The 22,645-nt window shown below is 46.8% G+C and carries 16 protein-coding genes and 1 pseudogene; 16 read left to right on the forward strand and 1 reads right to left on the reverse strand.

Going from position 1 to position 22,645, the window contains the following annotated elements; genetic code table 11:
• The first annotated feature begins 7 nt into the window (after positions 1 to 7).
• From DXA15_RS27920 to DXA15_RS08475, 6 genes and pseudogenes are all read left to right on the forward strand, one after another.
• Positions 8 to 1,527 (forward strand): annotated as a pseudogene (locus tag DXA15_RS27920) (SusD/RagB family nutrient-binding outer membrane lipoprotein).
• A 133-nt stretch (positions 1,528 to 1,660) separates the two neighbouring features.
• Positions 1,661 to 2,692 carry an endonuclease/exonuclease/phosphatase family protein gene (locus DXA15_RS08455; RefSeq protein WP_128133749.1) on the forward strand — a complete coding sequence of 344 codons (1,032 nt, stop codon included), beginning with the start codon at positions 1,661 to 1,663 and terminating at the stop codon, positions 2,690 to 2,692.
• Positions 2,693 to 2,703: 11 nt separating this feature from the next.
• Complete coding sequence (locus DXA15_RS08460; protein WP_128133750.1) at positions 2,704 to 4,749, forward strand: BNR-repeat neuraminidase N-terminal domain-containing protein; 2,046 nt, start codon at positions 2,704 to 2,706, stop codon at positions 4,747 to 4,749.
• Positions 4,750 to 4,772: 23 nt separating this feature from the next.
• Positions 4,773 to 5,843, forward strand: a complete 1,071-nt coding sequence (locus DXA15_RS08465) for a metallophosphoesterase (protein WP_128133751.1) — start codon at positions 4,773 to 4,775, stop codon at positions 5,841 to 5,843.
• An 83-nt stretch (positions 5,844 to 5,926) separates the two neighbouring features.
• A complete protein-coding gene (locus DXA15_RS08470) occupies positions 5,927 to 6,829 on the forward strand; it encodes an alkaline phosphatase (protein WP_128133752.1) in 903 nt (300 codons plus the stop codon).
• 13 nt (positions 6,830 to 6,842) lie between these two features.
• A complete protein-coding gene (locus DXA15_RS08475) occupies positions 6,843 to 7,838 on the forward strand; it encodes a metallophosphoesterase family protein (RefSeq protein WP_128133753.1) in 996 nt (331 codons plus the stop codon).
• 74 nt (positions 7,839 to 7,912) lie between these two features.
• Here DXA15_RS08475 and DXA15_RS08480 read toward each other — a convergent pair whose 3' ends face one another.
• A complete protein-coding gene (locus tag DXA15_RS08480; RefSeq protein ID WP_128133754.1) occupies positions 7,913 to 10,870 on the reverse strand; it encodes a PEP/pyruvate-binding domain-containing protein in 2,958 nt (985 codons plus the stop codon).
• A 125-nt stretch (positions 10,871 to 10,995) separates the two neighbouring features.
• Here DXA15_RS08480 and DXA15_RS26130 point away from each other — a divergent pair, with 125 nt between their 5' ends.
• The 10 genes from DXA15_RS26130 (at position 10,996) to DXA15_RS26140 (ending at position 22,612) form a co-directional block, all read left to right on the forward strand.
• A complete protein-coding gene (locus tag DXA15_RS26130; RefSeq protein WP_233567003.1) occupies positions 10,996 to 11,484 on the forward strand; it encodes a phage integrase SAM-like domain-containing protein in 489 nt (162 codons plus the stop codon).
• Positions 11,430 to 11,933, forward strand: a complete 504-nt coding sequence (locus DXA15_RS26135; protein ID WP_233567005.1) for a tyrosine-type recombinase/integrase — start codon at positions 11,430 to 11,432, stop codon at positions 11,931 to 11,933. Before DXA15_RS26130 ends, DXA15_RS26135 begins: the two co-directional genes overlap by 55 nt.
• A 467-nt stretch (positions 11,934 to 12,400) precedes the next feature.
• A complete protein-coding gene (locus DXA15_RS08490; protein ID WP_128133755.1) occupies positions 12,401 to 13,495 on the forward strand; it encodes a sigma-70 region 4 domain-containing protein in 1,095 nt (364 codons plus the stop codon).
• Positions 13,496 to 13,514: 19 nt separating this feature from the next.
• Complete coding sequence (locus tag DXA15_RS08495) at positions 13,515 to 14,114, forward strand: DUF3575 domain-containing protein (RefSeq protein ID WP_128133756.1); 600 nt, start codon at positions 13,515 to 13,517, stop codon at positions 14,112 to 14,114.
• 13 nt (positions 14,115 to 14,127) lie between these two features.
• A complete protein-coding gene (locus tag DXA15_RS08500) occupies positions 14,128 to 15,573 on the forward strand; it encodes a DUF3868 domain-containing protein (protein ID WP_128133757.1) in 1,446 nt (481 codons plus the stop codon).
• 4 nt (positions 15,574 to 15,577) lie between these two features.
• A complete protein-coding gene (locus DXA15_RS08505) occupies positions 15,578 to 16,024 on the forward strand; it encodes an HU family DNA-binding protein (protein WP_128133758.1) in 447 nt (148 codons plus the stop codon).
• A gap of 165 nt (positions 16,025 to 16,189) precedes the next feature.
• Positions 16,190 to 18,259 (forward strand): Mfa1 family fimbria major subunit, encoded by a 2,070-nt coding sequence (locus DXA15_RS08510; protein WP_199676265.1) that lies wholly within the window; start codon positions 16,190 to 16,192, stop codon positions 18,257 to 18,259.
• Between the two features lie 125 nt (positions 18,260 to 18,384).
• Complete coding sequence (locus DXA15_RS08515; protein WP_128133759.1) at positions 18,385 to 19,533, forward strand: FimB/Mfa2 family fimbrial subunit; 1,149 nt, start codon at positions 18,385 to 18,387, stop codon at positions 19,531 to 19,533.
• 11 nt (positions 19,534 to 19,544) lie between these two features.
• Positions 19,545 to 21,422, forward strand: coding sequence for a hypothetical protein (locus DXA15_RS08520; RefSeq protein WP_128133760.1), 1,878 nt, complete (start codon positions 19,545 to 19,547; stop codon positions 21,420 to 21,422).
• Positions 21,423 to 21,451: 29 nt separating this feature from the next.
• Complete coding sequence (locus DXA15_RS26140; protein ID WP_233567007.1) at positions 21,452 to 22,612, forward strand: fimbrial protein; 1,161 nt, start codon at positions 21,452 to 21,454, stop codon at positions 22,610 to 22,612.
• Positions 22,613 to 22,645 lie beyond the last annotated feature (33 nt).

Below are 22,645 nucleotides of genomic sequence, written 5' to 3' on the forward strand. Positions count from 1 at the left end.
AACAAATATGAAACGATTCAATAGATATATAACTTTGTTATTAATAGCTACGGCATTAATATCATGCAATAAATTTGATGATATCAATACAGATCCCGATGCAACAACAAAAGTTACATCTTCATTATTAGCCAACGGACTATTACTAGATATCATGCAAACCGGAGGTAGCAAAAATTTTGTTTACGACAATTTTCTAAGTAAACAACTGGCATGGGGAGAAGGTATGGAAAGTTACCAATACAACATATTTGACAGATCCAGTTTCAGCGGATTCAAAATGTTAACTAACTGCGAAAAGATGCTTGAAGCAGCCAGTGAAGACGACCAAAATGCATATGGAGGATTGGCTCATTTCCTAAAGGCATACAAGCTTTTTTATATGTCACTGGAAATGGGAGATATTCCTTATGAGGAAGCATTACAAGGAGAAACCGGATTGGTAAAACCGAAGTACAATACGCAGAAAGAGGTCATGCAATTTGTATTAGCCGACTTGGACAAGGCATACGAATTATTCTCGCAAGCAAATGATTTCACTGGAGATGAAATGTTAGGGGGTAACGTAGAAAAATGGAAAAAAGTAACTACTGCCTTACAGTTGAAAGTGCTGATGTCTTTGTCTTTAAAAGAATCTGATCCGGATCTGAAAATAAAAGAGCGTTTTGCCTCTATCTTTTCTTCACGTCTTTTGATGGATTCTAATGACGACAATCTGCAATTGACATACGCCGATAAAGCGAACACGGTATATCCATTTCACAATACCCAGACTAAACATGCCGGATATTCAATGATTTCTACAACGATCATCAATGCTTTTCAAGAAACAAAAGATCCAAGATTATTCTATTATGCCAAACCGGCTCAAAGCAAAATCGATGAAGGATTAACAGCCGATGATCGGAATGCATATTTGGGAGTAGACCCTTCACTTCCTTTCGACCAAATAAAAAAATATTTTCATCGGGAAGTTTTTGCGGATTGAATCCTCGATATACAGATCTACCATCAGGTGAGCCTTTAATGAGAATCAGTTATCTGGAACAAAACTTTATTTTGGCCGAAGCAGCAACCAGAGGATGGATATTGGCAGATGCATCCGACTATTATAAAAAAGGGATTAAGGCCAGTATGGATTTCATTACAACCTATACACCAGACGAAGAGATTTACCATCATGGTCATCCCCTCACTGAAGATGTCAAAAATGCATTTTTAGAAACCCCTCAGATTCAATTGGGTAGTAACAAAGAAGAAAATATCGAGAAAATATTAACCCAACGTTATCTGGCTTCATTTATGCAACATCCTTACGACTCTTATTACGATTACCGCCGTACAGGATATCCGAAATTACCGATCAATCCTGAAACAAATCAGAATCCCGTACACGACAAAATACCTGTACGTTGGATGTATCCTAAATCAGAGTACGACTACAACAAAGAAAATGTAGAAGAAGCCGTACAACGTCAGTTCGGAGGCGTAGATGATGTCAATAAAGAGATGTGGATACTGCAATAGAATTTTGCCAATAAGCATTTCTTTCGATTAAAATCTGTTATTACAAATTTATATTACTACTTTTGATGTACTCTTTGAATATAGACCGCTCTATCTTTCATAGAGTACATCTTTATTATACACTTTGAATATCATGAAAAAATATAATTTTACACTTCTAATTCTATTGATTTGTTCTTGTACGCTTTATGGAAAAAGTAAAGAATTGACTGTTCTGCAAATGAATATCTGGCAGGAAGGTACGATGGTGGATGGTGGGTTCGATGCCATAGCAGACGAAGTCAGCCGGTTGTCTCCGGATATTGTCCTGTTCAGTGAAGTAAGAAACTACCACGGTAAACAATTTATTCCGCGCATTTTGCAGGCATTAAAAGACAGAGGTGTTAATTATTACGGCGAAACCAGTACTTTGGATGTCGGTATCCTTTCCAAATACAAAATACAGGAACAACGGCCGAATTATCCTCTCAAAAATGATGCAGGGTCAGTTCTCAAAGCCCGTATCGAAATCGAAGGGCAAACCATTGTTGTCTATTCCGCCCATTTGGATTATACGCATTATGCCTGTTATCTGCCACGCGGATACAGTGGCGTTACCTGGAAAAAACTGGACGCACCGGTTCTTGACTCCCGGGAAATAGAAAAGGCCAATAATGAATCCCTACGGGATGAAGCTATCCGGGGAGTAATCGAAGATGTCGAAAATGAAAAAGGGAATATCATCCTCCTGGGAGGAGACTTCAATGAACCGTCCCATCTGGATTGGAAGGAAAACACAAAAGACCTGTGGGATCACAATGGAACGGTCGTACGCTGGGATTGTTCTGTCCTTCTAGAGGAAAACGGGTTTAAAGATGCTTATCGTGAAGTATATCCTGATCCTGTGACACATCCCGGTTTCACGTTTCCATCAGACAATCCCGATGTCGATGTAAAAAAACTGGCCTGGGCTCCGGAAGCCGATGAAAGAGACCGTATCGATTTTATCTATTTCAAACCTAACAAAAAATTAAAGTTAATAGATGCCGCCGTGGTAGGTCCCCGGAAATCTATAATCCGAGGTGAACGCGCTGAAGAAAACAGCAAGGACAAATTTATACAACCTACCGGAACATGGCCAACAGATCATAAAGCAGTCCTGGCGACCTTCAAACTAAAACATTAAAATAAAATACCATGAAATACATATTCACTCTTTTATTTATCAGCCTTTTTACAAATTTATCTTTTATACACGCCTCAAACGATAATCTTGCCCTTCACCTGGACGGGCAAGATAACAATGTCCGTACCGGTATCGGCATCCTGAAAGACTCATGGACACTGGAGACTTGGATCAAAGGCGATGATAATTCATGGAAAGATCTTGAAGTTATCTTCGGGGGAGGAGAATACAGCCTGTTGAATATAGCGGATTATCTGCCGCTTGTTATCGAGAATGGCAGGCTGCATAACACATGGGCCGATTTATGGTCAGAGGATGTATTGGATGACCAGTGGCATCATGTGGCATTAAGTTGTGACGGGGTTGTCACCAAGCTGTATCTGGATGGAGAAGTTGTCGACAGTAAAACGACTGCCATATCCGTATTGCCTGGAGCAATTGGAGTAAATGAAGGTGAACCGACTACGTTCGGCGGGGTAATGGACGAAGTCCGCATATGGAACTCGGCAGTATCAACCGAAACATTAAAAGAGTGGATGGGGAAACCACTTGAACCGACTCATCCCCAGTTTGGCACGCTGGTTGCCTACTATAACTTCGATGACGGTATCGAAGATGTTTCAACCAACTGGGTGGGAAAAGGAGATCTTGGATACCATCTGAGAAACGGCAGAAACAAATACAACGGTACTGTTCCACTGGCCTATACCGTAGTAAACGATAACCCCAAATTCATAAAACCGGATAAACAGCAGGAATTATTCAACGCAGTCGTCATCGATAGCGAATGGGACGTCGATCAGGGAAGTCTGGATGATCAGGTCCTTAAATTAAGAATAGCCGTTACCGGAAGCCAGGCCCCGTTACGCCTGACAGAACTTTCTCTTGATTTATCTGAAACGACTGCTTTATCCGATATAAACAGTCTTCACGTATATTATACGGGAAAAACCGCCCGATCAGGAGTCAAAACCGAATTATTCGGTAAAGGAGAAAAGCCTCAAAAGAAAATGACTTTTAAAGATGAACAGGGTGTCGTAACACTGACTCCTGGTATCAATTATTTACTGGTCACAGCCGATATAGCACAAAAAGCCATCACCGGTAACAAAATAAAAATATCCGTACCTTCTTTCAAACTGGGAAAAACCGGATATATCCCGAAAGTTAGCGACGATATCATTGAAAAAAGAATCACGGAAAGCAGCAAAAACAATCCCAACATCGTGAAAGTCCTGCAATGGAACATCTGGCACGGAGGTGTTCATGTCGGAAATGACGGACTCAGCCGGGTTATAGATCTCATAAAAGCATCAAATGCCGATATTATCACCATGCAAGAAGGCTACGGAGGCCAGCAACGGATCAAAGACTCACTGGAATATTATATGCAAACACCTTCCCTGAAAGACAATCTGGTTCTCTTCAGCCGTTATCCTATAACTGAAGTTATACCGACAAAGAAGAGTTTCAACTCCAACCCCGTGAAACTGACATTACCCGGCAACCGACAACTATTAGTTAACGCCTGCTGGTTACGTTATGCTTATAACCCGGAATATTCCTGCAATTACCCCAATATAGGACATAACACTTCGGTTTGGGTGGCAGAAGATGCCCTACGCGGTTTGGCAGATATGCAACATATTATGGAAAAGGATACGAAACCTTATCTGACGGATGACGATACTCCCATTATTATCGGAGGTGACTTTAACTCTTGCAGCCATCTGGACTGGACCCAGGTAGCTGCCCCCATACATTTCGGATATGGTCCCGTACCTTTCCCTATCTCGCAGTATATGCTGGACGAAGGATTTAAAGACAGCTTCCGTGAAATCAATCCGGATGAAGTAGCCCGTCCGGAAGGGACATTTGCCGTTATTTACGGACAACTCCAGGTCAGCCGTATTGACTTTCTCTATTACAAAGGAAAGAATATCAAAGCTGTTTCTTCCAAAATAGTAAAAACAGCACCGGAGATCGATGATGTCTGGGCCTCCGATCATGCCGCTGTCCTGACTGTCTTTGAAATAATATCACCATCCGAGAAATAACTACAATTTAAAACTAAATACACATGAAAAAAGGACTTCTTTTATTCGCCGCCGGCCTATTCAACCTGGCAACAATTACCGCACAGGTTCAGCCTGTGCAGCCCAAATTAACGGACGACAAATCATTTTCCATGATCCTGTTGCCGGACCCGCAGAGTTACACGAAATTCGATGTAAACCAGCCTTTATTCGAACTGATGACCGCGTGGACGGCAAACAATAAGGAGAGACTGAATATCGAAGCAGTGCTCTGTACCGGAGATTTGGTGGAGCAGAACGAAATCCGTATCCCCGACGGAGTGAACGGAAACCAAACCAGCGAAGAACAATGGAAAGCAGCTTCGCAAGCCTTTGCCCGACTGGATAATAAACTGCCTTATGTAGTCTGTACCGGGAACCATGATTACGGATACGAAAAGGCGGAAAACCGTTTATGCCGGCTACCGGAATATTTCCCGTCAGAACGAAACTCCTGCTGGAGAAACTCACTGGTCGAAGTAGGAAACAACTATCAGGGAATCCCGACACTCGAAAATGCTGCTTATGAATTCAATACGGAAACATGGGGTAAAATCCTGGTGATCTCTTTAGAGTTCGCCCCACGTGACGAAGCTATCGAATGGGCAAAAACAGTAACGGAGAAACCCAAATATACCGATCATAAAGTGATCCTATTGACTCACTCCTATCTGACCGCCGAAGGAAAACGGCGCCTGAAAGAGAACTATAAAATATCTCCGGCAAACTATGGGGAAGCCATCTGGCAAAAGCTGGTCTACCCGTCCAAAAACATATGCATGGTCATTTGCGGACATGAATGTGAAATTGCTCCGTATAAAGATAATGTAGGTTTCAGTATCGAAAAGAATGCAGCCGGCAAAGATATTCCGCAGATGATGTTCAACGCCCAGACGGCCGACGGTTTCTGGCATGGCAACGGAGGTGACGGCTGGTTACGGATTATGGAGTTTATGCCTGACGGACAGACGATCAAGATAAAAACATTCTCTCCCCTCTTCGCTATCTCCCCGACAACGGCTGATAAATCCTGGAGGACCGAGTCGTACGATCAATTCGATATTACTATAAAATAATGATAAAAGAACTTATGATAATTGGGTATTCGAGCCAATTATACATACCTTTGGTGAACTAATACAAAATTTAAACACATATCATGAAACAAAGAAATTTATTACTTATTCTGGTTTTAGCCATCGTTACAATCAGTTCGGCTTTTGCAGCCAAACCAAAAGCCAAACACGTAATCTGGATCGGCCTGGACGGCTGGGGTGCTTATAGTGTGGAAAAAGCAGAGATGCCCGTCACCAAGCAGTTTATGAAAGACGGTTCTTATACCTTGAAAAAACGTTCCGTATTACCTTCTTCCAGTGCTGTGAACTGGGCTTCCATGTTTATGGGTGCAGGTCCGGAGATTCACGGATATACCGAATGGGGCTCTAAAACACCTGAGCTTCCTTCACGCGAACTGAATCAGCACGGTATCTTCCCGACAGTATTCCAGCTATACCGCGACGCCGCCCCGAAAGCAGAGATCGGTTGTATCTATGACTGGGACGGAATCAAATATCTGGTAGACACATTATCACTCAGTTATCATGCTCAGGGACCGGATTACAATAAGAATCCAACGGCTCTGACTGAAATGGCTGTTAAATATATCACTGAAAAAAAGCCCAATTTGTTTGCCGTAATTTTTGATAATCCGGATCATGTAGGTCATGCAGACGGACATGACACCCCTTCTTACTACAAAACGCTGAAAGAACTGGACAGTTATATCGGACAGATCGTTGAAGCAGTAAAAAAAGCCGGCATGATGGATGAAACTATTTTCGTTATCACAGCCGACCACGGCGGTATCAACAAAGGACATGGCGGCAAGACTATGCAGGAGATGGAAACTCCGTTCATCATTGCAGGAAAGAACGTAAAGAAAGGCTATTGCTTTGACGACATCAGCATGATGCAGTTCGACTGTGCTTCCACACTGGCTAAATTATTAGGTCTGACTCAGCCTCAGGTATGGATCGGACGTCCGATGCCGGTATTCAAATAAATAAGAGAAAACAATGAAACAGTTATTTATAAGTGCATTATTCCTGTTGGGTGGCCTGTTGAACGGTAACGCCCAACAGCCGTCACTGAAGTTCAATAAAGACGGAAAGTTCAAGATCGTCCAGTTTACTGACGTACATTATATATATGAGAATCCTAAATCGGCCATTTCGATTGAAAGGATCAATGAAGTGCTGGATGCAGAAAAACCGGACCTGGTTCTTTTCACCGGCGATGTTATCTACGGAAAACCAGCCGAAGAAGGCATGCGGAAAGTCTTAAAACTGGCCTCCGACCGTAAGATTCCTTTTGGAATCACATTCGGTAATCACGACAACGAACAGGGCCTGACACGCACCGAATTGTTCGACATCATTAAAACGATCCCTTACAACCTGACAGATTCTGTAAAAGGTGTATCGGGAGCAAGCAATTATATCCTGCCGATCAAATCATCGGATGGAAGTAAGGATGCTACCATCCTTTATTGCATGGATTCACATTCATACTCCCAGATCAACGGCATCGGCGGATACGATTATATCAAATTCGACCAGATCCAATGGTATCGTGAGAACAGTGCCAAATATACCAAACAAAACGGAGGTACCCCGGTTCCTTCACTGGCATTCTTCCATATTGCTCTGCCGGAATACAACCAGGCGGCTTCCGATGAAACAGCCATTCTGGTAGGAACCCGTAAGGAAAAGGCTTGCGCTCCGCAACTCAACTCCGGACTGTTCGCTTCCATGAAAGAAATGGGCGATATACAGGGAGTATTCGTTGGTCACGACCACGACGATGATTATGCCGTTTACTGGAAAGGCATCCTGCTAGCTTACGGCCGCTATACCGGTGGCAACACTGTTTACAACAACCTGACAAATGGCGCCCGTGTGATTGAAATGACGGAAGGTGAGAATGGTTTCAAAACTTGGATACGCCTGAAAGATAATGAGATCATCAACAAGGTGAATTACCCGTCAGACTTCATTAAGAAGAAAGATTGATACATCATTGCGCCATATAACAAAAAAGTCATCTCTGCTTGATGCATGAGATGACTTTTTTGTTATATACTATCTCATTCCGGCTTAAGCACCACACCCAAACTCTTCTTTCCGTCCATCTTAATGACGATTGGCTTGTCGAAATGGATATGCCGCAGATATTCGGTATCCTCGATAGCCGGCAAGGCATTCAGATACTCCTCGTCAAACCAACCGTCTCCTTTAAACGGGTTGATGGTGAAATATCCGACACCGAAGGATGTCAGGTTCTGGAAGAAATGCGTTCCCTGGCTTGGATCGACACGATAATTTTCCAAACCACACTCCACGATTACACGGGCATTGCTGATATGCGGCCACTTCACCGGAATCCCCAGCCAATGGTCACTGCTTCCCCAACGTCCGGGACCGACCAGCACGTAATTCTTCTCTTCTTCCGTAAAACGACGGTTCAGTTTTTCTATTTCATAGGCAATCAACTGGTTGTTCGACGAGTTGAAAGCACCGCTCTTTACATAGATAATATCCTGCACATCCGTCACGATGCCATGACCGAGCACGCTGGTGGACGAAAGGATCGTTTCCTCATTACCGACTTGCGTCAGGTCTTCATCCATGATTTCCTTATTATCGACGATCGGACGAATTTGAAGGAGATAGAAAGTTGCCTTGTCGTGGTTGTTCGGATCGACATTTACCGCAAACTCTATTTCAACAGGACGTCCCATCTCGGCCTGCCCGATGCGAAGTAACTCATCCAACGTCTTCGCCAGAGGGAAAACGTCGTGTTGGAGAATATTTACGAACGACAGGATTTTACGACCACCGGGATAATAACCGTCACGGATAATCTGATCATACGGATCGTAAGTGGAAACAATATATTTCAGAGAACCGTCCGCATCGGCTTCCTTCAATCCTAATCGTTGCAGGTTAAACGAATCATCGATAGAGAACTGTTCCGCCAGGTTCTTCAGGTCAAGTGCATAAAAACGGGTTTGCGTCTCACGGAGAGCAAAATCCATCGTACTCATCTGCAAGATATTGTGCGGATGACGGGGAGAGAAACGCAACGTCTGTCCGCCATCTACGATATATTTACCCAGACCGAGGGCAATATTGGCAATTCCGTCTTCCGCCTTTTCATTACCGATCGGGTAGAAATTCAGCGAACGAGCCACGCCGGAGATAGTCGGGTAGAAATGATCGTTGTAACGGTTTCCCACCACTTCCTGCAAAACGATCGCCATCTTTTCCTGGTCGATCAGGTTGGACGTAGCGGTCATATATCCCTTACTGTCACGGTAAAAGACAGATGCATAAACAGCCTTGATCGCATCGCTCAGCAGGCGGAGCATTTCATATTTATCTTCCAACCGGGGAATCATATAGGTAGAATAAATCCCGGCGAACGGTTGATAATGCGAATCTTCCAGCAAACTGGACGAACGGACGGCTATCGGGCTTTTCACCACATCGAAGAATGCCATCAGATCATCGATCAAACTGGCCGGCAGACTGGCACGAAGAAAGTATTTCAATATCGTTTCGTCATCCGCATCACTCAGGGCGACGGGCAGAAGTTCATTTGTCTCCATGAACTCATCAAAGATATCCGTACAGATCACTACGGTCTTCGGAATATTCGTGTTAAAGTTCTCCGTCTCCAGCTTGGGATAACGCTTAACCATAGCACCCATAAAGGCCAGTCCTCTACCCTTTCCTCCCAACGAACCGTCACCGATACGGGCAAAATTACTATACTCGTCGAAACGTTCTTTCTGGTAGATAGCCACCACTCCGGAGTTCTTCATGCGCCGGTACTGCACAATCAGGTCGAAGATCAGCTTGCGTGCTTCATCCATATCCTTATAATCGCTAACATCGACCCGCTTCAACACTTCTGCCGGCGGAAACATGGCACGCGAATAAAAGAAACGGGAGAAATGGTTGCGCGAAAGGTGATAGACCAGCGAATCGTCGGGAATCTGATACACTTTCTTCTGCAAGTCCTTCAAATCCTTGATACGCATAATCTCTTCCTTCGTCTGCGGATTCAGGATTACGAAATCGCCAAACCCGAAACGCTGCATGATCTTCTTACGCAAATCCTGCGGGTAACTTTTCGAATTCTTATCGATAAACGAGGCTCCCAACTCTTCGGCATATACTTTATTGCTTGACTCGGACGATTCCAACACGAAAGGTATGATCAACCCGGTCTTGCGGACATACCGCCCGAATTTATACCCGGCATAGGGGTCTTTCACCCCATCGTGCATAAAGCTCATATCCGAAACGATACCGAGCATATTATCCCGGTATTGATTGAAAATACGGACAGCCTCTTCATAAGTACGGGCCAGCTTAATCTTCGGACGACCACGCATCCGGAGGGTTTGCTGGTGACCGTTCAACGCTTCCTTCGCAAACATCTGGCTCTGTTCCAATACGAATTTATACAGATGGGGCAAAGCAGACGAATAGAAACGGATGGAGTCTTCCACCAGCAAGATGATCTGTACCCCAACACTTGCCGTATCGTCGGGTGCATTCATCTTATCCTCAATCAGTTTGATAATAGCCAACAGCAGCTCGGCATTGCCCAGCCAACTGAATACGTAATCTATCGCACTCAGGTCTTCGTTGGCAATACGTTTGGACACTTCCTTCGAAAAAGGAGTAAGCACCACGATCGGGATATTCGGATAATGTATCTTTATCTCCTTTGCCGCCGCAAAAATATCGCGGTTATCCATATTCGGCATACAGATGATTAATTCGAAATTACGATCTTTTAGTTCGGCAAGCGCCTCTTCTTCCGTTGTCACCTGGGTAAAACGAGGAGGATAACGCAGGCTGAGTGAGGTATATTCATTGAATATCTGTTCATCTACCCGTCCGTCGTCTTCCAGCATAAAGGCGTCGTATTTTGTAGCGATAAGCAGTACATTATATATACGCTTATTCATTAGATTGGCGAATGATGTGTCTTTAAACACAAGGTTCTGAAAGTCCGGTATTCCGCTCATAATGATTTCATAGAATTATATGCGCCCAAAAATAAGGAAAATATTTCCAATTCGTAAATATTAAGAACCATTCATTCGTATTTTATTTATTTCGGCAATCATAATCATTTAAATAAAATACAATTATGGCACGAAAGAAAACTTTTTCCACATTACCGCTTCTCGAATATGCTAACATGCGTATCCAACAGAAAAAGGAGTTGAACAAGACATGTACAGCAGAACTTTACCAGGTTACCGTCAATCATTTTCTAAGATTTACAGGAAATACGGAGTTTCGCATGAAAAACCTGACCCGAACCCTGGTCTCCGATTTTACCGCCTATTTACAAAGTAAAGGATTGGCAACGAACACAATCAACTCCTACCTGAGCAGTTTGCGCGCCATCTATAATGCCGCCTGCTACGATGGCTTGTTGCACCCTGCCGAACATCCCTTCAAAGGAATAAAACTAAAACGGGAACCGACCATCAAACGGGCCATATCCGTCACCCTTATCCGTGAACTGGGCAATCTTACAACCGACGGTTCACGTAGTCAGGAATTGGCAGTAGACCTGTGCCTGTTCAGTTTTTTGGCTTGCGGGATGCCGTTTGTCGATATGCCTACCTGACGGCAAACAATATCCGCAATGGCGAACTGGTCTATAACCGGCGGAAGACGGGGGCACAGATCCGTATGGAAATCACTACCGGCATGTGGCAGATCATTCACAAATATGCGCCCGCAAACGGAGAAAGGCAATTCCTTTTCCCCATCCTCCCGTCGAGTTCACCTACCCACTCGCAATATAAACATTGCTTGGCCATGCACAATCAAGAGTTGAAAACGGTCGGTGAAAAACTCAATATCCCCGTTCCTTTCACTTCATATGTGATACGGCATAGTTGGGCGTCATCGGCTCTACAATCAGGTGTCCCTGTAGCCGTTATCAGCCAGGGGCTGGGACATAGTTCGGAAAAAACGACCCGTTATTATTTAAGTGAATTGGATGTGTCGGAATTGACGAAGGCAAACCGGATAGTTTCCGCCCCGATCAACAGACTGTTTGACAGGGGATAAGCAAAATATTACCTTATTTATGAAATAAGGATATATAGCCTATAACAAGTTTTCTATCAGAAGATTAGTGATGTTTCTCGCTTGGATTAAGGGAAATATTTCCTTATATCGAAAGCAAAAGTAGTAGAAAATGCGGAAACAAAAAAAATATGTGGAGACTTTTTCAGACAAAAGGCCCTCCTGCTTTCTTATTGCTTGATTCGTCCGTTTATGAACATGAAAACCTACCCAAGGAACGCAGACGACGCAGACAGAGCGCAGAACAACGCAGACAAGATTAATTTTTAATAAAATAGTCTGCGTAACTCTGCGCGTTCTGAGTCGTCTGCGTTCAGTAATTGCTATTTTGCACGCCTCCATCCGCGTTCCCCGGACCATAAAGTTCCCTACGAAAAACTTATTTCATAAATAAGGACTGTTGTGTGTCCACCTTATTTCATAAATAAGTTACTACCCAAAGGTATCGGATGGAAGAAGAAAAAAACATAGAACAACAAGTCACATTTGACATTTCTTACGGAAAATATTCGCAAGCAGTCATGTTGTATGCGACCACCGACATGACCGGCAAGGAAATTGCCGAACAGTGCGGTGTCAGCTTGTCCGGTTTCAGGGTCTATTTGAGGCGGCATTACCGGGAGCTGGTACTCAAACGAAACAATGCCGAACCGGAGAAGAGTGCCTTCTTCACGGAAGACGGCAAACTACGAGGCAAGCGGGGCCAGACACCTGCCGCCCACCAAAAATACAAACAAGCCATCGAAGCCTGCGACGACTTCGACTACATCGAATACAACGTCTCACAGATCGCCCGTATGTTCGGGCACGACGGGACAGCCTTGCGCAACCAGTTGAGACTACACTACCCGGAGATCCTCGAACGGCGCGAAAAGGCAAGGGAACGCCTCGGCTTCGGTGACAACTTCCTACGCGGGGTACGCCCCGAAAGCGTGGTTGAATATGCCGGTGCCGTCGAACTGTTCCGCAACACCGACCGCAACTTGCCCTCCATCGCCGAAGAGTGCGAAGTCTCGCTCGGTGGACTCAGCCAGTACCTGCGCTTCTACCACAAAGACTTGGTGAAACAAAAAAGCACCCTCTACCGACCAACGGCAAACCGCTGCAAAGAGGATAAGCCGGAGAGCAACGGCCGTGCGGCCGAACCCTCCTTCGGCACGTATGAGAAATACCGCGAGTCGGTCGAACTTTACCGAACGACTCACCTGACCGCCAAAGAGATCGTTGCCCGTACCGGCGTCACGCTCGAAGGTTTCCGTAACCACCTGCGTATGTGGCACCGCGACCTGATGCTCGAACGGCGGGGTGGCGTTCCCGAAGCCGGTTGTAACGGATACGACCTCGACCTGAGCCAAAGCAAACGCTACCTCAAGTCGACCGCCGCCAAATATGCCCCGGCCATCGAAAGCCTGAAAGCTCGTCCGCGCCCGGTCACCCATGCGGCTGCCGAGTTCGGGGTAGACGCGGATACCTTCCGCCGTTACCTACGGACACACGAACCTGAGTTGGCCGCTTCGCTCGGCAAAAAAAAGAATATCAAATAACAATCAAATTATAGAAGGTATGATACGAAAATTTGTCATCATGATATTTCTCTCAACGCTCCCCCTGCTGTTCCACGCCCAGGAAAACAGGTTAGCCGGACAAAGAGGTTCGACCGTCGGGATCAAGACCAACATCCCTTATTGGGGAGTAATGGGAACATTCAATGCCGGTGTGGAATTTCGCCTGGCACGCCACTGGAGCCTGGACGTCGAAGCGGGCCTCAACCCATTTGACGGGAAGAAAGACGACGGCAGCTACGGCAAATCGCTCAAACACCTGCGCCTGCATCCCGAACTGCGCTATTGGTTCTGCGAAACTTCCTATAAGCACTTCATCGGCCTGCACATCCCCTACCTATTATATAATGTATCGGACATCAAGCTGCTGGGTACCGAAGGCGAACGTCACCAGGGCTGGGGCGCGGGCGTAGGTGTTAGCTATGGCTACTCGTTCCTGCTCTCGAAACACTGGAACCTGGAAGCGACCGTCGGCGTGGGTTACCTCTACCTCGAATCGGAGAAATACCCCTGCACCAACTGCGGACGCCGGCAAGGGTACGAAAAGAAGCACTATTTCGGCCCCACACAGGCTGCCATCAACCTGATTTACCAATTCTAATCGTCGCCGCCTTATGAAAATGAACAAGTCTTTACTCATAGCAACAAGCCTGTTGGCAACAATCGCCCTGCAGGCACAAGAAATCAAAGTCAAGGACAAGAACGTCGAGCAATCGGAAGGCACGCTGCTCGTCGGCATGACGCTCGACTTCAGCGAAGTGGACGTGCCCGCGGGCCGCAGCATCGTCTGTACCCCGGTCGTCGCCTCGGGCGACAGCATCCGCCCGCTCACCCCGATCATCCTCAACGGGCGCGACCGCCATATCCTGTATGAACGCACGGGACGCACCTACGCCACCCACGGCGAATACGCCCTGCGCCGCACGAACGGCGAGTCGCAGACCTTCGGCTACACCGCCCGTACCCCGATGGCCCCATGGATGAAACGCGCCGAAATCGCCCTCGTCACCGACGAATGCGGCTGCGGATGGGAAACGCTGCAGAACGACCGTTCGACGCTCTTCCCGATCAACTTCATCGAACCGATCGTGTTGAAACCAGTGCCTGCCTTCCTCGCACCCGCTGCCGAAGAGGTGAAACGCCGTACACTCAACGGGCAGGCATATCTCGACTTCCCGGTCAACCGCACCGAGATATACCCCGACTACCGCAAGAACCCCAGCGAGCTGGCTGCCATCCGGCAGACCATCGATGCCGTCAAAGATAACAACTACGCCACCATCACCCGCCTGGCCATCAAAGGCTTCGCGTCGCCCGAAGGTACCTACGCTAACAACCGCCGCCTGGCGGAAGGACGTGCACAGGCATTGCTCAACTACGTGATGGGATTGTACAAGTTCAACAACCAGACCACCTACGACGTCACCGCCGAGCCGGAAGACTGGGAAGGGTTGGAGGAACGCCTCGAAGCGTCGACGCTCGATGGGAAAGCGGAAGCCCTCGCCATCGTGCGTGCCGATGAACCGGCTGACTTCGATGCCCGCGAAGCCAAATTGAAACAGCTGCCCGTCTACAAGCAGATCCTGGCAGAAATCTATCCCGCCCTGCGCCGTTCGGACTATGTGGTGGAATACAACATACGCAACTTTACCGTCGAAGAGGCACGCGAACTGATCCATCGCGCCCCCTCGCAACTGAGCCTCGAAGAGATGCACCGCGTGGCACTGAGCTACCCGGCCGGCAGCGACGAGTTCAAGGAGGTGTTCGAAATAGCCGTCCGCATGTATCCCGACGACCCGGTGTCGAACCTCAACGCCGCCAACATCGCCCTGCAAAACAAGCAACCCGACCGCGCCCGCCGCTACCTGGCCAAGGCCACCCCTTCGGCACATAAGGAACTGGCGGAAGCCATCCTCTTGATGCTCGGCGAACAATGGACGGAAGCAGAAAAGACTCTCACACGTTTGACCGGCAACCCCGAAGTGGCAGATGCCGCAGCCGCCAATTTGGAGCAAGTCAAGCAGATGATTGAATACACATTATTAACCTCAAAAAAGTAATGCCATGAGTGCTAAGTACAAATTAGTTCTGCGCAAAGACTTTTCGAAGGATGCGCCCGAAGGCTCAACCAAGCTTTATGCCCAGTTGGTCAACAACGGAACCGTAGGCTTCGAAGAATTATGCGAAGCTATCGCAGAGGAAACAACCCTGACCAGTGCCGATGTCAAATCGTGTCTCGACCGCTTGCCCCGCCACATTGCCCGCCACGTAAAGGAGGGTCGCACAGTGCAAGCCGGCGAGTTAGGGACTTTCCGCCCGGTAGTAGGGAGCAAGGGAGCAGCCACCGAAAAAGAATTCGATGCCGCCACCATGATGAAACGCCCTTCCATTTCGTTCATCCCCGGGAAAACGATACAGGCAGTGCGCGACAGCATGACCTTCACCCGCGTCAAAAAGGATGATGAATCAAGCAAAGAAGAAGGAGGCAGCGATCGTCCGGAAATCGAATGATCGCCACCCCGGAAGAAGGCCTCTGACGACTGCGGCAGTCGTGTTCCGACCACTGCGGCAGTCGTCAGAGGGGCACTGCGGCAGTGTTCGGAGGGGTGCTTCCAAAAGGTTTAAACAACTGATTAACAGAGATATTAAAATATTCATTCATAAAAAACAAAGTATATGAAACTTAAACATTATTCATTATGGGCACTTGCCCTCGCATTCGCGGCGGTGTCCTGTTCGGACGACTTGGATAATCCGGGCAAAGGTAACGAGAACCCCAATGGGAACGGCTCGAGTACCTACATGAAAGTAACGGTCAATACCGGTGTCGTGACACGCGCCGATCCTCCTGCGTCAGACATTCCCCCTACCGGTGGTGAAGATGGCGATGGCCACGAAGTGGGAAAGGTAAATGAGTATATTGTAAGTGATGTAACAGTCATTCTTTACAAAAACGAATCAGGAAGCGGTGGAAATAACACATTGACTGAGCCGGAATTCAAAGAATCATCGAAAATCGTGGGAGCGGGTTACGCAAAAACGTCAGGTTCTATGAACCCTGGTGATGGAAACTTGCACAATAAATCCGTAACAGTATTGGTAACAGCGACAGATGATGAAGATTTCGACAAAAACACGTACGGAGTGATAACCGTAACCAACTGGCGTGATAATAGTTTGGCAGAAACAATCAAAAGCACCACAGATATCACCGCTACCAAATTAGCCAATTTGTTGGTTGATAAAATTCATCATACGGTAGAGGGACTTCAAAGAGATTTCATCATGTCATCACATATGAAAGATGGCGAAACTGTCACATTGGATGCCAATGCAACAGAAAGCAATGCTCCGGAAGTCAAAGTACACGTAGAACGCCTGGCTGCCAAGGTTCGCATCAAACCTGTCGAAAATAAACCCGAAATAGAGAACTACATATACCCGATTAAGAGAACTGATGACGAAGGCACAGAGGAAACAATAGCCCAAGTACGTCTCGATAATGTGGCACTCGTAAACAAGTTGACATCCGGTTCTTACCTATTGAAGCGGGTTACATTGGAAACTACATCAAATGACATTTCTGCCTTAACCGAAGGCGATGACTCATGGTTAGGTGATGAAACAATGAAAAAAGAGGCTATTCCTGGAGCCGGCTATGTATATCCCGGCACAAACTATGTAATCGACCCGTGGACAAGAAATAAAACTCAACAGCCATCTACAATTACAGATTACAGCAATATAGCAGCTGAAAACGACCCAAAAGGAGCTCCTTATATGCTGACTGCTACAGATCCTGTTCCCGGACTGAAGTATAGCAATGTGTTTAAAGGTGCATCTTTTGATGCATTATGGGGTACATTAGATAATACAAGAATGTTAAATGCAAATCCACAAAACAATGACCCAAACGACACCAGCATCCTGATCGACTACACGATGGAAAATACGACAAGTGTCACCTATTCCAAGAACGGGTATTCAACCGGTGCCCTCTTTAAAGCCACTTATTTTCCGCTAAAGTGGAACGCAGTTGCAGATAAGGAAGACGGTACAGGGAAAGAAGTCAGACCCATTGATGTGATTTATGATGACTTGACAGAAGGAAAGATAACCTCGAAAACTAAGGGTAAAAATTTCTTGGTCTATCAATCAAATGTCTATCAAAATTTTGAAGCAATATTCAATGAATTTGTTTGGAATAGGCAGGCTACGTTGGGACCACAAACAAAAATCTACGGTTATGATGATTTTAAAACAGCAAACATAGGGGGAATAAAAATATCTGAATTCGAGAATAGCGCATTCTATCAAGGCACTGATTCCGATCCAATGGGTTATATCCGGTATCTAAGAGCTCGTATAGCTACATATAAACAAGGGAATTATAATGAAAATACGACGTTTAGCGCAAGTGACAATATAGATGATTACCTGGCTGCTACAAATCAGGCAGAACATGTTTATGCCAACGTGAAAGAATATAAAGACGGCGTAACCTACTATCCCTACTGGATCAGACATGCCAATAACGGCAAGCCGACCGAGATGGGTATCATGGAGTTCGGCATCGTGCGCAACAACATTTATGATATGGTTGTAACCGATATCAGCGGTTTAGGTTTGTCAGGCACAGACGAACCGGATCCGGATAAAGATGACGAAACCAAGGAATACCGCTTCAATGTAATAATCTATGTCAAAGACTGGGTAATCCGTGATAACGGCGATATCATCCTGTAACAAAAACATCACTCAAGAGTAGGCTGTGCTGGCACAGCCCCTCTTTGGAGGGCATGCCCTCACCTCCCCGCCGGAGAGATACCGGGAGGAGGAACGAATAAGAAACAACAAAAAGATTCAAGATTATGGACCGTATATTTCATACTTGTAAAGGGCTGGTCGCGGCAGCCGTCTGGGTGGCAGGCTTCTGTGCGTGCAACTATATCCACGACGATTCGCTGCCCGAATGTGAATACCGGCTACATTTCAAATATGACTACAACATGAAGTTTGCCGATGCCTTGCAGCACGAAGTGGACTACCTGACGCTCTTCTTCCACGATGCCGACGGCCATTACCTCTTCCAGCGGCGCATTGAAAAAAGCGAACTGGACAGCCGCAACTCCATCGCCCTCAACCTCGAACCGGGCACCTACCGGGTGGTCACCTGGGCAGGACTGGACGACAAGTGCTATGAGTGGCCCGCACCGCAGGAAACCTCGGTCGACAAAGACTGCCGCGTGAAGACCCTCCGGCGCGACGACGCGACGCAGCCCGACGAGCTGACGCCCCTGTGGCATAGCCTCGACACGCTCACCGTCACCCGCGACGCTCCGGAAGCCGACACCATCTCGCTCGCCAAGAACACCAACAAAGTGCGCCTCGTGCTGCAAGACACCGACGGCAACTGCATGGACGTGCGCGACTTCACGTTCCGCATCGTGGCTGACAACGGCTATATGGACTATGACAACCAACTGTTGTCCGACCCCGCCATCACCTACCTGCCTTACTATACGGAAAACGTCAACATCGCCGAAGGCGACAGCCTCATGGGCAAACCGGTGAATCAGACCGTCGCCGTCGCCGAGATGAACACCATGCGCCTGATGGCCCGCCGGAACTACCGCCTCATCGTGCGCCACAAGGAATGGAAAGAGGACGTGATCAACGTCAACCTCAACAACTACCTCCTCCTCACGCAGATGGAGGGACACAATATATCGGCGCAGGAATACCTCGACCGCCAGGACGAATACTCCATCATCTTCTTCCTGACCCCGACCTACTGCCCCGATTGCCCGGACCCGGACCCGGATCCAGGTCCTGACCCTGACCCTGACCCTGATCCCGACCCAGACCCCGATCCTGATCCAGACCCCGATCCTGATCCCGATCCTGATCCTGACCCTGATCCTGATCCGGACCCCGATCCTGATCCCATCATCGGTTACAGATGCTATGTCATCCAGGTCAAAGACTGGGTGATCCGGCTGAACGATTTCGACTTGTAAAACGATAACAAATGAATTTGAAACATCGACATATTATCAGTATATTATGCCTCCTCCTTTGCGGCCTGTTGGGATTCGTCGCGTGTTCGAACGAAACGCCCGAATTCCCGCGCGAAGAAGAAGATGGCAACCATATATTCCTCACGTTCCAGGCGACCCTGGCCGGAATCTCTACCCGTGCGGGTGAAGAGCCGGTCGCAGACGATCGTGTCAAGACGCTGCGCATCGTGATTGTCTCGCAGGGGAAGGAGGAAGGAACGGAAAACGCTGCGTGGGTGGTGGAACATAACAAAACCGTTTCTTGGGGATCGCAGCTGTCGAACAAATATACCTTCGAAGTCGCCCCCGACAGCCGGAAAAGAATCTATCTGATCGCGAATGAATCAAACGATAACGGAAATAGCCTGGTCGGTGCTGATGGAAAACCGCTTGACTTTACCGACAAGCAGTTCATTCCGGACGATACGGGCCGGGTACCGGTAGACAACTATGTGTTTGATGTATCCACTTCAGGTTACTCATACACACCTTCCGCCCTGCCGATGACCGCCCTGTATGAGATTGATGTACCGCCCCTCAACAAGTTCCCAGACGGTAAGTTGACATACCCGGACCCATTATATCTGGTACGGGCAGCCACCAAGTTCTCTTTCAAGTTCACCAACCAATCGAAAAAGAGAGACATCACCGTGACCGGCATCGATATCAACGGGGTAATAACCGACCAGATGTACCTGATGCCCCATGTGAACAAGAAGGACGACAAGTATTGGGTAGTCGAAGAAACGAAAACGGACGGTAACGTAACATATAAGTCCTTAGATTTAGAGAAAGACTGGATCGATTGGATGGGATACGAAGCCAACGCCTCACAAAGTGGCACAGACAATAAATGGCTGACCGACTATAAAGTGCCAACTTCTGTAACATCAACTGCCACAGTTGATGCCTCGCTGAAAATACCGGCAGCTACAGACGCACAGCCATCCCCGTCGGCCGAAACATCCAATGCCATCTACCTGCCGGAAAGCAAGACGATAAAAGGCGGAAGCAATCCTTTGGAACTACAGGAATACAGCATTACTGTCCGCACGAAAGAGCGAGCCGTAGGCGGAACGGAGGAAGAGGTGAAGACATATCCTTCCAAAACATTGCCCCACCTGGCTTCGCTTTTCCGCAATACGCATGTCGTGGTAGGTTTCATCTTTACGGAAGACGCTGATGAGCTTGTGGTGGATGTAATCCCCTTCACATCGGTAGAACTCAAACCCGATTATGGACTGGAGAGAGAGGAATTCACCGGATACATAGTGGGTAAGGATGAAAATGGGAACAAATGCTGGTATGACCAGACAGAAAACCCTACAGACCCGACTAAAAGAACTCCATTTTACCTCGGAAGAGATGACAATGCGTCGTTTGTGACCATCAATAGCAAAGAGTATTTACTTGTGTATACGGATTACGAACGGACAGCGGCAAAACTTGACCATTTTTTCGAGAAGGAGACCCGAAAGAAATATCTGCTCACAGCGGAAGGGATAACCGGATATAAACCGGTAAAGGATGGGTCGAATCCTTGGCTCGCTTTTTATCTCAATGACCTACGGCAGCGTGTATGGCTTGATTCCGGAGGAGATCCCAATGGAGACGCTGACGCCCAATCAGTTTATGCTGCTTTGCAGAAGGTAGGATTGAATTTGAAGTGCTGCCGCATCCTGTACGAATGGGATAGATTAAATTGGAATCAGGTACGCTGGGATGGGAAGAGTAATATATATCCGAAATACTGGTTTGATATTCTCGGCAACCGTTATCCCTGGTCGGAAGGAGATACAGATGCAAAGAGAGAAGCCATACTCGGAGAATGGGTAAAATACCTTAAGTGAGTCTGGAACATTAAAATTCATGAACAATCATGTTACAGTATAATACAAAACATAACATCATTTTTTCAATCATCCTGGCTTCCCTGGCTATGATTGTCACATTTGTCGGATGCACGGACGACTTTATAAACACGGAGGAAATACCCGACGCAAAGGTTAAAATCAAAGGCGAAGTTATTTTCAAACCGCTTGTAACGACAAAAGTACAGACACGTACCGAAGCCCCTGAAGGGACGAAATACAAGGGTATAAAATCGTTGTATGTGTTCTTCTTCGATTCAAAAGGAACACTTAATAAAGATTACAGCGGGGATGTAAATTTCACCCCCACTCCTTCAGAAGGCTCTACGCATGAGCATGTCACATTCACAAAGGAAATACAGACTGGCGAGTACTATATCTATGCCGTTGCCAATATATCCGATGAACAGAAGAGCGACCTCACGAAGGTAGAAACCATCGAAGGACTTAAAAAATTCAAACTTGTTTGGAATGATGATATTACGAAAGACCTTGAAATGTTCGGTGTATTCAAACTGGGCGGTGCGGGAACCACTCCCGGCAATGAGGGTTTTGAAGCCGACGAACTCCTTACCATCACCCCGACCACCAAAAACATTCATTCCTGGGTGCGCAGGGCGGTATCGAAAGTGACCGTCGATTTCGACGGAACGAATCTGAAAGAGGATGTCACGGTCTATATTAAGAATGCCGTACTGAAGGATGTGGCATCCGGTGCATTACTTGGAACAAACTCCTTTGCTGTTAATGTTGACAATACCGAAAACACAGACAATACTGACAATACAAACAATATCATATGCACCTCATCAGACTATTCCATCAGCTATGGAAAGGGAGACGACTACAACAGTTGGCCCACAGTGACAAAAACACAGACGTTTACTCCAAATATCTGGGAAGATTCAAGCGTTACAAGTTTCCATGATGACAACGCCAAAGCACTTCCTTGCTATGAAAATATGCAAGGTACACATGAAGACAAATCCAAACTTCAAGACACCGACGGAGACGGCATCATTGACTCCAAGACAAAAGACGGGGTTGATAACGGCACCTACCTCGAAGTGGAAGGATATTATGTCGCCAACCGGCTGAATATAAATCAGAGGGTAAAATCATTTACCGCTTCATGCTTGGAAATAATGCGACAAATAATTTCGATTTAGTCCGTAACCACCATTACAAGATTACGATGAACT

It is taken from the genome of Parabacteroides sp. AM58-2XD (assembly GCF_003463685.1).
Lineage (GTDB): Bacteria > Bacteroidota > Bacteroidia > Bacteroidales > Tannerellaceae > Parabacteroides > Parabacteroides segnis.

Coding starts and splice junctions, on each gene's coding strand:
- DXA15_RS08455 (WP_128133749.1), top strand. CDS start 1,661: ATGAAAAAATATAATTTTACACTTCTAATTCTATTGATTTGTTCTTGT.
- DXA15_RS08460 (WP_128133750.1), top strand. CDS start 2,704: ATGAAATACATATTCACTCTTTTATTTATCAGCCTTTTTACAAATTTA.
- DXA15_RS08465 (WP_128133751.1), top strand. CDS start 4,773: ATGAAAAAAGGACTTCTTTTATTCGCCGCCGGCCTATTCAACCTGGCA.
- DXA15_RS08470 (WP_128133752.1), top strand. CDS start 5,927: ATGAAACAAAGAAATTTATTACTTATTCTGGTTTTAGCCATCGTTACA.
- DXA15_RS08475 (WP_128133753.1), top strand. CDS start 6,843: ATGAAACAGTTATTTATAAGTGCATTATTCCTGTTGGGTGGCCTGTTG.
- DXA15_RS08480 (WP_128133754.1), bottom strand. CDS start 10,870: ATGAGCGGAATACCGGACTTTCAGAACCTTGTGTTTAAAGACACATCA.
- DXA15_RS26130 (WP_233567003.1), top strand. CDS start 10,996: ATGGCACGAAAGAAAACTTTTTCCACATTACCGCTTCTCGAATATGCT.
- DXA15_RS08490 (WP_128133755.1), top strand. CDS start 12,401: ATGGAAGAAGAAAAAAACATAGAACAACAAGTCACATTTGACATTTCT.
- DXA15_RS08495 (WP_128133756.1), top strand. CDS start 13,515: ATGATACGAAAATTTGTCATCATGATATTTCTCTCAACGCTCCCCCTG.
- DXA15_RS08500 (WP_128133757.1), top strand. CDS start 14,128: ATGAAAATGAACAAGTCTTTACTCATAGCAACAAGCCTGTTGGCAACA.
- DXA15_RS08505 (WP_128133758.1), top strand. CDS start 15,578: ATGAGTGCTAAGTACAAATTAGTTCTGCGCAAAGACTTTTCGAAGGAT.
- DXA15_RS08510 (WP_199676265.1), top strand. CDS start 16,190: ATGAAACTTAAACATTATTCATTATGGGCACTTGCCCTCGCATTCGCG.
- DXA15_RS08515 (WP_128133759.1), top strand. CDS start 18,385: ATGGACCGTATATTTCATACTTGTAAAGGGCTGGTCGCGGCAGCCGTC.
- DXA15_RS08520 (WP_128133760.1), top strand. CDS start 19,545: ATGAATTTGAAACATCGACATATTATCAGTATATTATGCCTCCTCCTT.
- DXA15_RS26140 (WP_233567007.1), top strand. CDS start 21,452: ATGTTACAGTATAATACAAAACATAACATCATTTTTTCAATCATCCTG.